Source organism: Gordonia sesuvii (assembly GCF_036350415.1).
GTDB classification, from domain to species: Bacteria; Actinomycetota; Actinomycetes; order Mycobacteriales; family Mycobacteriaceae; genus Gordonia; species Gordonia sesuvii.
The window spans coordinates 288,855-302,943 of sequence record NZ_JAZDUF010000006.1; the positions used below are offsets into that span (position 1 = coordinate 288,855).

Below are 14,089 nucleotides of genomic sequence, written 5' to 3' on the forward strand. Positions count from 1 at the left end.
GTATCGAGACCTCCGCGAGCCGTCGTCCGCATTTTCGCTGGTCGAGTAGCCGCGACTGTGCGACCGGGCGCCCCTTTTTCGCTGGTCGAGTAGCCGCGCGAGCTTGCGAGCCGGCGTATCGAGACCCCCCCGACCTGAATTGATTTGCATCATCATGCATAATCATCGTATGACTATCAGGGTGGCAGTCGCCGGTGCGAGCGGCTATGCAGGTGGTGAGATCCTCAGGCTTCTCTGCGGACACCCGCGCCTGCGAACCGGGGAACTCGAGATCGGTGCGTTGACCGCCGGAGGCAACGCGGGCAGCACCCTCGGAAGCCTGCATCCGCACCTTCTTCCGCTGGCCGACCGCGTTCTCGAGGACACCACTCCGGAGGTCCTGGCGGGACACGACGTCGTGTTCCTCGGCCTGCCGCACGGCACGTCCGGCGAGATCTCCGACGCCCTGCCGCCGACGACACTGATCATCGACTGCGGCGCCGACCATCGACTCGAGTCCGCTCAGGACTGGACCGACTATTACGGCGGCGACCATGCCGGGACGTGGCCCTACGGGTTGCCCGAGCTCCCGGGGAATCGCGACAGACTTCGCGACGCGTCGCGGATCGCGGTGCCAGGCTGCTATCCGACCGTGTCCATCCTCGCCATGCGTCCGGCGATCGCCGCGGGACTAGTCGAGCCTCACACCACGGTGGTCGCGGTCACGGGCGCCTCGGGTGCGGGACGATCGCTCAAGGTCGACTTCCTGGCGTCGGAGGTCATCGGGTCGGCCCGCGCCTACGGCATCGGCGGGACGCATCGGCACACGCCCGAGATCGCCCAGGCACTGTCCGCGGCCGCCGGAGCCCCGGTCGGCGTGTCGTTCACGCCGATCCTGGCGCCGATGGCCCGTGGCATCCTCGCCACCTGCACGGCGCGGACGTCGGCGTCTGTCGGCGAGATTCGCGCCGCGTACGAGAAGGCCTACGACGACGAGCCGTTCGTGCACCTCCTGCCCGAAGGTGCCCTGCCGGCAACCGGTTCCGTGGTGGGCGGCAATGCGGTGCAGCTCGCGGTGACCGTCGACGAACGGGCCGGCACCCTCGTGGTGGTCGGTGCGATCGACAACCTGACCAAGGGCACCGGCGGAGCGGCCGTGCAGTCCATGAACCTCGCACTCGGCTACGACGAGACCGAGGGCCTGAGCACCGTGGGGGTGGCGCCATGACGACCGACGACCGGATCACCCCCGGAGCCCCACTGGACGCGCCGCGGCTGGTCCGCGCGCAGGGGGTGACCGCGCCGCTGGGCTTCCGCGCCGCTGGCATCGCCGCCGGCATCAAGGCATCCGGCGCGCTCGACCTCGCCCTCGTGTTCAACGAAGGCCCCGACCATGCGGCGGCGGGTGTGTTCACCCGTAACCAGGTGAAGGCCGCGCCGGTGCTGTGGAGCCGACAGGTCCTGACGACCGGTCGACTTCGCGCGGTTGTCCTGAACTCCGGCGGTGCGAATGCCTGCACCGGTCCCGGTGGGTTCCAGGACTCCCACGCGACCGCCGAGGCGGTCGCCGAGGCGCTCAGCAACTGGGGTACCGAGACCGGCGCCATCGAGGTGGCGGTCTGCTCCACAGGTCTCATCGGTGACCGGTTGCCGATGGACAAGATGCTGGCCGGCGTCACCGAGATCGTCCAGGACATGGGCGGGGGACTCTCCGGCGGTACCGACGCGGCGCACGCGATCATGACCACCGACACCGTGCCGAAACAGGCTGCGCTGCATCATCCCCAGGGGTGGAATGTGGGCGGGATGGCCAAGGGTGCGGGAATGCTGGCGCCGTCCCTGGCGACCATGCTGTGCGTCCTCACCACCGACGCCCATGCCACCGCCGAGCAACTCGACACGGCGCTGCGGCGCGCGACGGCCCTGACGTTCGACCGATTGGACGTCGACGGAGCAGCGTCCACCAACGACACGGTGCTGCTGCTGAGTTCGGGCGCCAGCCAGATCCCGGTCGAGCAGGCAGATCTCGACGCCGCGGTGCTCGCCGTCTGCGACGACCTCGCCGCCCAGCTGATGGCCGATGCCGAAGGTGTCACCAAACGCGTCGTGATCAGTGTCGCAGGTGCACCGACCGAGGACGATGCGGTCACCGTCGCCCGGGCCGTCGCCCGGGATTCGCTGGTCAAGACCGCGCTGTTCGGTTCCGACCCCAACTGGGGTCGAGTACTTGCCGCCGTCGGTATCGCGCCGGTCACCATCGACCCGGACCGAATCGCCGTGTCGTTCAACGGGACCCCCGTCTGCCAGAACGGTTGCGGGGTACCGGGCGCACGTGAGGTCGACCTCTCCGGAGCGGACATCGCCGTCGAGATCGATCTCGGACTCGGTGACGCGTCGGCCGCCATCCGTACGACGGACCTGTCGCACGGGTACGTCGAAGAGAACTCGGCGTACTCGTCATGACCGGCGCGTCCACCCTCACTGCTCTCGACAAGGCACTGGTCCTCGCCGAGACGCTGCCGGCCCTGCAGGCCCTGCACGGAGCCACCATCGTGATCAAGTACGGCGGCAACGCGATGGTCGACGATGAACTCAAGCGCGCGTTCGCGACGGACATGGTGTTGTTGCGCGCCTGCGGGATTCACCCGGTCGTGGTACACGGCGGTGGTCCGCAGATCTCGGCGATGCTCAAGCGACTCGGCCTCGAGGGGGAGTTCCGCGGCGGATTCCGCGTCACCACCCCCGAGGTGATGGACGTCGCGCGGATGGTCCTGTTCGGACAGGTGGGGCGAGAGCTCGTCGGCCTGATCAACTCGCACGGTCCGTACGCCGTCGGGATCACCGGGGAGGACGCGCACCTGTTCACCGCGAGTCGGCGAACGGTTCTGGTCGACGGCACGGCCACCGACATCGGCCTCGTCGGCGACATCGCGTCGGTGAACACGTCTGCGGTACTCGATCTCGTTGCCGCCGGGCGCATTCCCGTCGTGTCCACCATCGCGCCGGACCGCGACGGCGTGGTCCACAACATCAACGCGGACACCGCGGCAGGGGCACTCGCCGAGGCGCTCGGCGCGTCCCGCCTCGTGATGCTCACCGACGTCGAAGGCCTCTACACGGACTGGCCCGACCGGACGTCACTGGTGTCGCAGATCGGGACCGACGAACTGTCCGGGCTGCTCGGTTCACTCGATTCGGGCATGGTCCCGAAGATGGAGGCCTGCCTGCGGGCGGTGACCGGCGGCGTGGGTGCCGCACACGTCATCGACGGGCGGGTCCCGCACTCGGTGATCGCCCAATTGCTCACCGCCAGTTCGACCGGGACCACGGTGGTCGCAGATATTGACGAAGAGGACCCATCATGACCGAACCGCTGCAGCAACGGTGGTCGGCCGCCCTGATGAACAACTACGGCACCCCGGCGATCGCACTGGTCGACGGTTCCGGTGCGGTGGTGCGCGACGCCGACGGCAAAGAGTATCTGGACCTCCTCGGCGGCATCGCGGTCAATGCGCTCGGCCACGCCCATCCGGTGCTCGTCGAGGCCGTCACGAACCAACTGCAGACGTTGGGACACGTCTCGAACCTCTACATCAGCGCACCCGCGGTCGAGCTGGCCGAACGCCTACTGGACAAGTTCGGTCACCCGGGGCGGGTCTTCTTCTGCAACTCGGGAACCGAGGCGAACGAGGCGGCGTTCAAACTCGCCCGCCGCACGGGGCGACCGGAGATCGTGGCGGCTGACCGGGCTTTCCACGGCCGCACGATGGGGGCGCTCGCGATGACCGGGCAGCCGGCGAAACGCGCGCCGTTCGAACCGATGCCACCTGGAGTACGGTTCGTTCCCTACGGTGACGTGGAGGCGCTCGACGCCGTGGTCACCGAGCACACGGCTGCCGTCATCCTGGAGCCGATCCTGGGGGAGAGCGGTGTCGTCGTGCCGCCGAACGGCTATCTGGCCGAAGCCCGGCGCATCACCTCCGAGCGTGGCGCGCTGTTGATCTTCGACGAGGTGCAGACGGGGATCGCCCGTACCGGTTCGTTTTTCGCGCACCAGGCGGCCGGGGTGGTACCGGACGTGATGACCCTGGCCAAGGGGCTCGGCGGGGGACTGCCGATCGGGGCGTGTCTCGCCACCGGGGCTGCTGCCGACCTGTTCGAGCCGGGACAGCACGGAACCACGTTCGGTGGCAACCCGGCGTGCACCGCCGCAGCGCTCGCGGTACTCCGCGTGATCGATGAGGACGGCCTCGTCGATCATGTGGCGGCAGTGGGTAAGTCGATCTCTGCCGGAGTGGAGAACCTCGGCCATCCGCAGGTGTCGCATGTCCGGGGGGCGGGCCTGTTGCTCGGCATCGTGTTGAACAGCCCGATCGCCGCCCGAGTCGAAAAGGCCGCGCGCGATGCGGGTTTCCTGATCAACGCACCCGGCCCGGACGTGGTACGGCTCGCACCGCCGCTCATCCTCACCGAAGAACAGGGGGCGAGCTTCGTGACCGCACTGCCCACCATCCTGGACCGGGCGACCGCCCAGAACACCGAGGGGGAGAAGGCATGACGCGACACTTCCTACGCGACGACGACCTCACGCCCGATGAGCAGGCCGAGGTGCTGGCACTGGCCGCTGAGGTCAAGGCGGCACCGTTCGCCAACCGGCCGCTCGAAGGGCCGCGGGGTGTCGGCGTGATCTTCGACAAGAACTCCACCCGCACGCGGTTCTCGTTCGAGATGGGCATCGCACAGCTCGGTGGGCACGCCGTCGTCGTCGACGGCACCACCACCCAGCTCGGCCGAGACGAGACCATCGAGGACACCGGCCGGGTGTTGTCGCGCTACGTCGACGCGATCGTCTGGCGCACGTTCGGCCACGATCGCCTCGACGCGATGGCGTCGTCGGCGACGGTTCCGGTGGTCAACGCCTTGTCCGACACCTTCCATCCCTGTCAGGTGCTCGCCGACCTACAGACGATCATCGAGCACCGCGGGCGCACCGCCGGGCTCTCCATGACCTACCTCGGCGACGGTGCCAACAACATGGCGCATTCACTCGCACTCGGCGGCGTGACTGCCGGGATGCACGTGACCATCAGTGCGCCAAACGGTTTCGAGCCAGCGCCAGAGGTCGTCGCGGCAACCGAGGCGCGTGCCCGCGAGACAGGCGGCTCGGTGCGGGTGGTCACCGACCCGCACAAAGCCGCCGACGGCGCCGACGTGCTGGTCACCGACACGTGGACGTCGATGGGCCAGGAGACCGACGGCAAGGACCGGCACGGCCCGTTCCTTCCGTATCAGATCAACGAGGACCTGCTCGCCCGGGCCGATGCGAACGCGATCGTGCTGCACTGCCTTCCGGCGCATCGTGGTGAGGAGATCACCGACGCGGTCATCGACGGGCCGGCGAGTGTGGTTCTCGACGAAGCGGAGAACCGGCTGCACGCCCAGAAAGCGCTGCTGCTGTGGCTGTTGAGGAAATGATGACCACCGACCAGCCGACCTCGGCGAAGGACCGGCTGCCGGCCGCGAGCGAGACGCGGTTGGCCGCCACCAAGGCCGGACGCCACGCGCGGATCATCGACCTGCTGGCCGCTCATCAGGTGCGCAGTCAGTCCGAACTGCAACATCTGCTCTCGGCGGAGGGCATCGATGCGACCCAGGCGACCCTCTCACGTGATCTCGACGAACTCGGCGCGATCAAACTGCGGGGCGCCGACGGTGGCACGGGCCGGTACGTCGTCCCCGAGGACGGCTCGCCGGTGCGCGGAGTGTTCGGCGGGACGGACCGCCTGTCGCGCCTGTTGGCGGAACTTCTGGTCTCCACGGACTCCAGCGGAAACCTTGCGGTACTGCGGACGCCGCCGGGAGCGGCCCACTACCTCGCCAGTGCCATCGATCGCGCCAGCCTGCCGGACGTGGTGGGCACGATCGCCGGCGACGACACCATCTTCGTGGTGGCACGAGAGCCGGTGGACGGGGCGGCGCTCGCGCGACGAATCGAGGGCCTCGTGTAGCAGGGCAGGTCCGGTCTGCTCGCCTCACTCCCGACGGCCCCAACCCCCATCCCAGTACCGACAACTCGACCAGCGACAATCAGAACAACAGGCGCCGAGCGGGACGATCCCGCGCCGGCGCGCGGAACCACAGGAGAAATGACATGGCGGAACGCGTCGTACTCGCGTACTCGGGCGGCCTCGACACCTCGGTCGCGATCAGCTGGATCGGCAAGGAGACCGGCAAGGAGGTCGTCGCCGTCGCGCTCGATCTCGGCCAGGGCGGCGAGGACATGGACGTGGTGCGTCAGCGTGCGCTCGACTGCGGCGCCGTGGAATCCGTGGTCGTCGACGCGCGAGACGAGTTCGCCGACGAGTACTGCCTGCCGACCATCACCTCCAACGCGTTGTACATGGATCGGTACCCGCTGGTCTCGGCGATCTCTCGTCCGCTCATCGCCAAGCACCTGGTCACCGCGGCCCGCGACCATGGCGGCACCATGGTCGCGCACGGCTGCACCGGCAAGGGCAACGACCAGGTGCGGTTCGAGGTCGGTTTCGCCTCGCTGGCACCCGATCTGGAGGTCCTCGCCCCGGTTCGTGATTACGCGTGGACGCGGGAGAAGGCGATCAGCTTCGCAGAGCAGAACGACATCCCGATCAATGTCACCAAGAAGTCGCCGTTCTCGATCGACCAGAACGTCTGGGGACGCGCGGTCGAGACCGGCTTCCTCGAAGACCTCTGGAACGCACCGACCAAGGACGTCTACGACTACACCGACGACCCCACCATCAACTGGAACTCTCCTGACGAGGTCATCATCAGCTTCGACAAGGGCCGTCCCGTGGCCATCGACGGACGTCCGGTCAGCGTCCTCGAAGCCATCCAGGAACTGAACCGCCGCGCCGGTGCGCAGGGTGTCGGCCGGCTCGACGTCGTCGAGGACCGGCTCGTCGGCATCAAGAGCCGCGAGGTGTACGAGGCTCCCGGTGCGATGGTGCTGATCCGGGCCCACGAGGAGCTCGAGCATGTCACGCTGGAGCGCGAACTGGGCCGCTACAAGCGGCACACCGACCAGAAGTGGGCAGAACTGGTGTACGACGGACTGTGGTTCTCGCCGCTGAAGCGTTCGCTGGACGCGTTCGTCGCCTCCACCCAGGAGCACGTCAGCGGTGACATCCGGCTGGTGCTGCACGGTGGCCACATCGCGGTCACCGGGCGTCGCAGCGGTGAGTCGCTCTACGACTTCAACCTGGCAACCTACGACGAGGGCGACAGCTTCGACCAGTCCGCCGCACGCGGTTTCGTCGAGCTGCACGGACTGTCGTCGAAGATCGCGGCCAAGCGGGACCTCGACCTGTGACCTCGCACGGCACCAACGAGGGCTCGCTGTGGGGCGGGCGGTTCGCCGACGGCCCGGCCGCGGCGATGGCCGCGCTGAGCAAGTCCACCCACTTCGACTGGGCGCTGGCGCCGTTCGACATCGAGGCGTCGATGGCGCATGCGCGTGTGCTGTTCCGCGCCGGCCTGCTGACCGAGGAAGAACTCGAGGCGATGCTGGTCGGGTTGTCGAAGCTCGCCACCGACGTCGCGGACGGGAGCTTCGGGCCGGCCGAGAGTGACGAGGATGTCCACGGCGCTCTCGAACGTGGCCTGATCGAACGCGTCGGACCCGAACTCGGTGGGCGGTTGCGGGCGGGCCGGTCCCGCAACGACCAGGTCGCGACCTTGTTCCGAATGTGGTTGCGCGCCGCCATGCGTCGGGTCGCGATGGGGGTGCTCGACGTGGTCGACGCCCTGATCGCGCAGGCCCGGGCACATCCGGACACCGTCATGCCCGGCAAGACCCACCTGCAGGCCGCCCAGCCGGTCTTGCTCGCACATCAGTTGCTGGCGCACGCGCACCCGCTCGTCCGCGACGTCGACCGGCTGGCCGATGCCGACCGGCGGACTGCCGTGTCGCCCTACGGTTCCGGTGCGCTCGCGGGATCGTCACTCGGCCTCGATCCCGCCTCCATCGCGGCCGATCTCGGATTCGACCGGCCTGCCGAGAACTCGATCGATGCGACGGCCGCACGGGACTTCGCGGCCGAGGGTGCGTTCGTCCTCGCGATGATCGGGGTGGACCTGTCGCGTCTGTCCGAGGAGATCATCCTCTGGAGCACACCGGAATTCGGCTACGTCACGCTGGCGGATGCGTGGTCGACGGGCAGCTCGATCATGCCGCAGAAGAAGAACCCCGACGTCGCCGAGCTGGCTCGCGGGAAATCGGGACGGTTGATCGGCAACCTGACCGGCCTGCTCGCGACCCTGAAAGCCCAACCGCTGGCCTACAACCGCGACCTACAGGAGGACAAGGAGCCGGTCTTCGACTCGGTCGCACAACTGGAACTGCTGCTGCCCGCGGTGGCGGGCATGGTCGGAACCCTCGAGTTCCATCCCGACCGCATGGCCGACCTCGCACCTGCGGGTTTCACGCTTGCCACGGACATCGCAGAATGGCTTGTCCGGCAAGGAGTTCCGTTCCGCGTCGCGCACGAGGTGGCGGGGGCGAGTGTACGGGCCGCCGAGGAACGCGGCGTGGGACTGGCCGACCTCGACGACCAGACACTGGCATCGATCAGTCCCGACCTGCGCCCCGAGGTGCGTGACGTGCTGACCGTGCGTGGTTCGATCGAATCACGTGATGCCCACGGAGGCACGGCATCGGTACAGGTCGCCCGCCAGCTGTCCGAACTGGACGAGCAGGTCCGGCGACGACGCGCCGCGTGGACGGGGGGCGGAGACCCGACCGACATCTGAGTACGCTGATGACGCCACCTGCGGGGAGGTCGGTACAGTGACGTGCATCACTCGAACTACCAGGGGAGGGGGTCGGCGTCATGGTGGCACTCCCTGCGCTGCCCAACGTCGGAGCCGCGGTCGGTCGAGTGCTCGCGACCGCTCAGAACGGCCTCGAGGTACTGCGATTCGGCGGGCTCGACACCGGGACCGAGCCGGCGCCGTTCAGCGTCGTCGAGAACGAGAAGATGTTTCGGCTCCGCAGGTACTTTCCGGATACGCCGACCACCGGCCCGCAAGTCGTTCTCGTCCCTCCGATGATGGTGTCGGCCAACGTCTATGACGTGACCGAACACAACGGCGCGGCTTCGATCCTCCATCGCGCCGGGATCACCCCGTGGGTCATCGACTTCGGCTCGCCGGACGCCGAAGAGGGCGGGATGGAGCGCACCCTCGCCGACCACGTCGTCGCGGTGAGCCGGGCGATCGACCTGATCGTGGAGGCCACCGGAAAGGATGTGCACCTCGCCGGCTACTCGCAGGGTGGGATGTTCGCGTATCAGGCCGCGGCGTACCGACGGTCGAAGTCGATCGCGAGCCTCATCACCTTCGGCAGCCCGGTCGACGTGCTCGCGGCGTTGCCGTTGGGATTGCCCGCCAACCTCGTCGTCCCGGGCGCCGAAATCCTCGCCGACAAGGTCTTCAACCGTCTGTGGGTCCCGGGCTGGATGGCTCGTGCCGGCTTCCAACTCGTCGATCCGGTGAAGACGGCCCGCAGCCGCATCGATTTCCTCCGCAAGCTGCACGACCGAGACGCATTGCTGCCCAGGGAGGACCAGCGGCGCTTCATCGAGGCCGAGGGCTGGGTCGCGTGGTCGGGGCCCGCGGTGGCAGAACTGTTGCGCCAGTTCGTGGTCCACAACCGGATGGTGTCCGGCGGATTCGTCATCAACGGCGAGCTCGTGTCCTTGACCGAGATCACCTGTCCGGTCCTCGCCTTCCTCGGGGACGCGGACGACATCGGTCAACCGCTGGCCGTCCGCGGGATCCTGCGCGCCGCCCCGAGCGCCTCGGTGTTCGAATCCCGGGTGCCGGTCGGACATTTCGGACTCGTCGTGGGTAGCACCGCCGGGGCGCACACCTGGCCGACCACTGCGGAGTGGGTGTTGTGGCGGTCGGGCCTGGCCGAGCGGCCGCCGCTCGTCGAGGAGATGCCGGACACCCCCGATCCCCACGGATCGGGCGTGAGTCTGTCGTCGCGCATCACCCACGGAATCGGCTCGCTGGCGGATGCCTCCGCAGGGGTGTCGCGCGACCTGCTCGTCATGGCCAACACACTGCAGCGGAGCTCGCGGGCAGTGGCACAGGAGTCCGTGCGGACGGTGCCGCGATTGTTCCGGCTCGGGCAGATCCAGTCCGGGACGCGGATATCGCTGGGCAAACTGATGTCGGAGAACTGCAAACGCGCCCCGAAGCAGGAGTTGTTCCTGTTCGAGAACCGGGTGCTCACCCACGCCGACGTCAACACGCGCATCGACAACGTCGTCGCCGGGCTGGTCGAGTGCGGGGTGCGCCCCGGCCAGCACATCGGGGTTCTCATGGACACCCGTCCCAGCGCGCTGGTCGTCGTCGCCGCGTTGTCCCGCCTGGGCGGTGTCGCGGTCATGCTGGCAGCCGACGGCGACGTGCGGGAGATGCTGAGGTTGGCCGACAGTTCGGTGATCGTGACCGACCCCGGCCACCTCGACCAGGCCACGCGGGTGTGCGATCGGGTCCTGGTGCTCGGCGGTGGCAGTGGCGACACGCGGACCATCGAACGGGCCGACGGGTCGTCGGTGATCGACATGGAGCAGATCGACCCGGAATCCGTGCAGATGCCGTCGTGGTATCGACCCGATCCGGGGCTCGCCGGAGATCTCGCCTTCGTCCTGTTCACCCGTGGTGCCGGGCAACTCGCACCGTGGCCGGTGACCAACCACCGGTTCGCCCAATCCGCATTCGGCGCGGCGTCGGCGGCCGGTCTCACCGTGCGGGACACGGTGTACTGCCTCCCGCCGCTGCATCACGCATCGGGGCTGCTCACGACGCTGGGCGCGACCGTGGTGGGACGTTCGCGCATCGCGCTGTCCAACGGTGTCGACGCCGACACCTTCACAGCGGAGGTGGACCGATACGGGATCACCGTCGTCTCCTACACCTGGACGATGATGCGAGACATCGTGCGCGCCGACGGGTTCCGGATCAATCAGCACAACCCGATCCGCCTGTTCATGGGATCCGGTATGCCGGTGGGTCTGTGGGACGACGTCGTCGCCAGCTTCCCGCGGGCTCGCGTACTCGAATTCTTCGCCACCGCAGACGGATCGGCCATCCTGGCCAACGTGTCCGCCGACAAGGTCGGATCCATGGGGCAATCGCTGCCCGAGACGAATCCAGTCGAGATCGCCGCCTATGACCTCGAAGACGAGCGGTTGATCATCGACGACGCCGGTTTCGTGCGGAGAGCCGAGGTCGCCGAGCCAGGTCTGCTTCTGGCCCGCAACCGGCAGCGATTCGACACCTCGGCCACCGTGCTGCGTGATGTGTTCGCGCCACACGATCGCTGGGAGGTGTCGGGGCACCTGTTCGTCCGCGACCTGGCCGATGACCTGTGGTTCCTGGGCTCCCTCGACAGCATCATCCGCACGTCGGACGGACCGGTGTACGTACCACCGGTTGAGCAGAGTCTGTCCCGAATGCCGACGACCGACCAGGTGGTCGCCTACGGCGTGGGTGAACCGGGACGCCAGATCGCCGTGGCGGCACTGACCCTGAGGCCGAACCGGAAGTCGGACTCCCTGACCGTCACCCAATTGCGCATCGCACTCGGTGAACTGGGTTCCCACCAGCGGCCGCACCTGATTCACGTGGTCGACGAGATCCCGGTGTCGGACGCGTATCGGCCCGTTTCCGCCGGCTTCGCGAGGCGCGGCCTGCCCCACCCGGGAGCGAAGGTCTGGTATCGCGACAGCGAGGGACATTATCGCAGGTACACGCGGTCTGCGGCCGCCACGCTGGGGTGGTCCGCGAAAGCCGGAGCGGGCGGTTCGGTTCCCGCCGCGGCCGAAAACTGACCGTGGGTGGCACATCGCCGCCGCAACTGGACATGACACTAGAGTGGTCGGCGATCACCCCAGCCGAGGAGGGACCCAGAGATGGCGACACGAGCCGAATCGATCGATCCGATCACTCGGGAACGGCTGGTGTGTCCGCAGGACCGCGGCCCCCTCGTCGACGCGGGAGACGAGCTGTACAACCCGAGGTTGCGGGTCGCGTATCGCATCGATGCCGACGGGATTCCGGTGATGCTGGCGGACGAAGCGCGGACCGTCGACGAGGCGGAGCACGCGCGCCTCACGAGCTCGGCACCCGACACCGGTGACGGAGACGTCCAGCGATAGGTGCTGGGCAGGTGCCGGCCTCGTCGTCGGCGGGTGACAAGATCGTGGGGTGAGCACCGAGTTGTCCGACGGGCCGAACACCGACATCCTCTCCGAACTGTCATGGCGGGGCCTGATCGCCCAATCGACCGACCTCGATGACCTGCGCGCCGAGATGGCGCGAGGCCCGATCACGCTGTACGCCGGATTCGACCCGACGGCCGCGAGTCTGCACGCCGGGCACCTGGTCCCCCTTCTCACGCTGCGGCGGTTTCAAGAGGCCGGCCACCGTCCGATCGTCCTGGCCGGCGGTGCGACCGGGTTGATCGGCGACCCGCGCGACGTGGGGGAGCGCACGATGAACGCGCCGGACACCGTCGCCGAATGGGCGGATCGGATCGGCGGACAGCTCCGACGTTTCGTGTCCATCGACGATTCACCCTCCGGCGCATTGATCGTCAACAACCTGGACTGGACGGGCCAGCTCAGCGCCGTCGAATTCCTGCGCGACCTGGGTAAACACTTCTCGATCAACGTGATGCTCGCCCGCGACACCGTCCGGCGGCGGCTGGATTCCGACGGCATGAGCTACGCGGAGTTCAGCTATCTGCTGTTGCAGTCGAACGACTTCGTCGAGCTCAACCGCCGTCACGGATGCGTATTGCAGATCGGCGGCTCCGACCAATGGGGCAACATCGTGGGCGGCGTCGACCTCGCGCGACGCCTGGACGCGACATCACTGCACGGCATGACGGTCCCGCTCGTCACGTCCTCGGACGGCAAGAAGTTCGGGAAGTCGACCGGCGGCGGCAGTCTCTGGCTGGACCCCGATCTGACCAGTCCGTACGCCTGGTACCAGTACTTCGTGAACACAGCCGACGCCGACGTCGTCCGATATCTGCGGTGGTTCACCTTCCTGGGGCGCGAAGAGATCGACGAGCTCGAGCGCGCGACCTCCGAGACCCCGCACCTGCGGACCGCGCAGAAGCGACTCGCCGCCGAGATGACCACGCTGATCCATGGCGCCGAGCACACCGCGGCAGCCGAGCTGGCGAGTCAAGCGCTCTTCGGCCGGGCCGATCTCGCAGATCTCGACGAGCACACGCTTGCGGCCGCAGTCGGGGAGACCTCGGTGGCCGACTACGCCGGCACCAGCCCGACCTTGGTCGAGCTCCTCGTTGACACCGGGTTGTCGGACAGCAACAAGTCGGCGCGCCGCGCGATCGGTGAAGGTGGCGCCTACGTGAACAACGTGAAGGTCACCGACGCCGATTGGCAGCCGACGAGCGCCGACCTGCTGCACGGTCGTTGGCTGGTGATCCGCCGCGGGAAGAAAACCTTCGCCGGAGCACGCTTAGCCCTCTGACCAGGCGATTTGACGCTGTGTTCTCGCCTGTGTAACTTAATCGACGCACCGCAGCGAGGAACTTCCCGGGGCCGACAGGAACCGGGGAGAAACCAACTGCCCGAGGCCGTCGGCCTGGGACAGAAACTGCGGACCGACATCCGGATAACGAGAAGCAGCCAAGAGTTGCGGATCAAAACCGGGTAAGGTAGCCTAGAAGAGTTGCCCCGGAGACGGTCGCAACACTTCAGAACAGACAGCTCGTGGATGAACGCCTCTTAACTGAGGAGGTATCTGCGGGTGTGTGTTCCTTGAGAACTCGATAGTGTATTGGTGGATTGTTTGATGCCATTTTTTGAAATGGCATCGAGTTTTTTGATGCCAGATTTTTTGGATTGATTTGTCAGGTTTATCTTTCCTGATTGTGTTGAAATTGCCGGCCTTGTGCTGGTGTTTCGATAGGTTTTCATGGAGAGTTTGATCCTGGCTCAGGACGAACGCTGGCGGCGTGCTTAACACATGCAAGTCGAACGGAAAGGCCCTGCTTGCAGGGTACTCGAGTGGCGAACGGGTGAGT

At 67.5% G+C, this 14,089-nt stretch carries 11 protein-coding genes and 1 rRNA gene; all 12 read left to right on the top strand.

Annotated features, from left to right (window positions below):
* Positions 1–169 precede the first annotated feature (169 nt).
* The gene (argC, locus tag VZC37_RS19830) at positions 170–1,207 is read left to right on the top strand and encodes an N-acetyl-gamma-glutamyl-phosphate reductase (RefSeq protein WP_330434928.1); all 1,038 of its coding nucleotides are present in this window, start codon (positions 170–172) and stop codon (positions 1,205–1,207) included.
* Entirely contained in the window at positions 1,204–2,442 is a 1,239-nt protein-coding gene (gene argJ / locus VZC37_RS19835) for a bifunctional glutamate N-acetyltransferase/amino-acid acetyltransferase ArgJ (protein WP_330434929.1), read from the top strand. The genes argC and argJ overlap by 4 nt, the downstream gene beginning before the upstream one ends.
* Positions 2,439–3,344 carry an acetylglutamate kinase gene (gene argB / locus VZC37_RS19840; RefSeq protein ID WP_330434931.1) on the top strand — a complete coding sequence of 302 codons (906 nt, stop codon included), beginning with the start codon at positions 2,439–2,441 and terminating at the stop codon, positions 3,342–3,344. The genes argJ and argB overlap by 4 nt, the downstream gene beginning before the upstream one ends.
* The gene (locus tag VZC37_RS19845) at positions 3,341–4,537 is read left to right on the top strand and encodes an acetylornithine transaminase (protein WP_330434934.1); all 1,197 of its coding nucleotides are present in this window, start codon (positions 3,341–3,343) and stop codon (positions 4,535–4,537) included. Before argB ends, VZC37_RS19845 begins: the two co-directional genes overlap by 4 nt.
* Positions 4,534–5,454: an ornithine carbamoyltransferase gene (gene argF, locus VZC37_RS19850; RefSeq protein WP_330434935.1), complete on the top strand. Its 921-nt coding sequence runs from the start codon at positions 4,534–4,536 to the stop codon at positions 5,452–5,454. Before VZC37_RS19845 ends, argF begins: the two co-directional genes overlap by 4 nt.
* Positions 5,454–5,987 carry an arginine repressor gene (locus VZC37_RS19855; protein ID WP_330434937.1) on the top strand — a complete coding sequence of 178 codons (534 nt, stop codon included), beginning with the start codon at positions 5,454–5,456 and terminating at the stop codon, positions 5,985–5,987. The genes argF and VZC37_RS19855 overlap by 1 nt, the downstream gene beginning before the upstream one ends.
* 143 nt (positions 5,988–6,130) lie before the next feature.
* Entirely contained in the window at positions 6,131–7,330 is a 1,200-nt protein-coding gene (locus tag VZC37_RS19860) for an argininosuccinate synthase (protein ID WP_330434939.1), read from the top strand.
* The gene (gene argH, locus VZC37_RS19865; protein WP_330434940.1) at positions 7,327–8,769 is read left to right on the top strand and encodes an argininosuccinate lyase; all 1,443 of its coding nucleotides are present in this window, start codon (positions 7,327–7,329) and stop codon (positions 8,767–8,769) included. The genes VZC37_RS19860 and argH overlap by 4 nt, the downstream gene beginning before the upstream one ends.
* An 80-nt stretch (positions 8,770–8,849) precedes the next feature.
* Complete coding sequence (locus tag VZC37_RS19870) at positions 8,850–11,861, top strand: AMP-binding protein (protein ID WP_330434942.1); 3,012 nt, start codon at positions 8,850–8,852, stop codon at positions 11,859–11,861.
* An 81-nt stretch (positions 11,862–11,942) separates the two neighbouring features.
* The gene (locus tag VZC37_RS19875) at positions 11,943–12,188 is read left to right on the top strand and encodes a Trm112 family protein (RefSeq protein ID WP_330434944.1); all 246 of its coding nucleotides are present in this window, start codon (positions 11,943–11,945) and stop codon (positions 12,186–12,188) included.
* A gap of 49 nt (positions 12,189–12,237) precedes the next feature.
* Positions 12,238–13,533 (top strand): tyrosine--tRNA ligase, encoded by a 1,296-nt coding sequence (tyrS, locus tag VZC37_RS19880; protein ID WP_330434946.1) that lies wholly within the window; start codon positions 12,238–12,240, stop codon positions 13,531–13,533.
* A 444-nt stretch (positions 13,534–13,977) separates the two neighbouring features.
* Positions 13,978–14,089 (top strand): 16S ribosomal RNA (locus tag VZC37_RS19885); the annotation flags it as partial.

Coding starts and splice junctions, on each gene's coding strand:
- argF (WP_330434935.1), top strand. CDS start 4,534: ATGACGCGACACTTCCTACGCGACGACGACCTCACGCCCGATGAGCAG.
- VZC37_RS19845 (WP_330434934.1), top strand. CDS start 3,341: ATGACCGAACCGCTGCAGCAACGGTGGTCGGCCGCCCTGATGAACAAC.
- VZC37_RS19870 (WP_330434942.1), top strand. CDS start 8,850: ATGGTGGCACTCCCTGCGCTGCCCAACGTCGGAGCCGCGGTCGGTCGA.
- VZC37_RS19875 (WP_330434944.1), top strand. CDS start 11,943: ATGGCGACACGAGCCGAATCGATCGATCCGATCACTCGGGAACGGCTG.
- argC (WP_330434928.1), top strand. CDS start 170: ATGACTATCAGGGTGGCAGTCGCCGGTGCGAGCGGCTATGCAGGTGGT.
- argJ (WP_330434929.1), top strand. CDS start 1,204: ATGACGACCGACGACCGGATCACCCCCGGAGCCCCACTGGACGCGCCG.
- VZC37_RS19855 (WP_330434937.1), top strand. CDS start 5,454: ATGACCACCGACCAGCCGACCTCGGCGAAGGACCGGCTGCCGGCCGCG.
- VZC37_RS19860 (WP_330434939.1), top strand. CDS start 6,131: ATGGCGGAACGCGTCGTACTCGCGTACTCGGGCGGCCTCGACACCTCG.
- argB (WP_330434931.1), top strand. CDS start 2,439: ATGACCGGCGCGTCCACCCTCACTGCTCTCGACAAGGCACTGGTCCTC.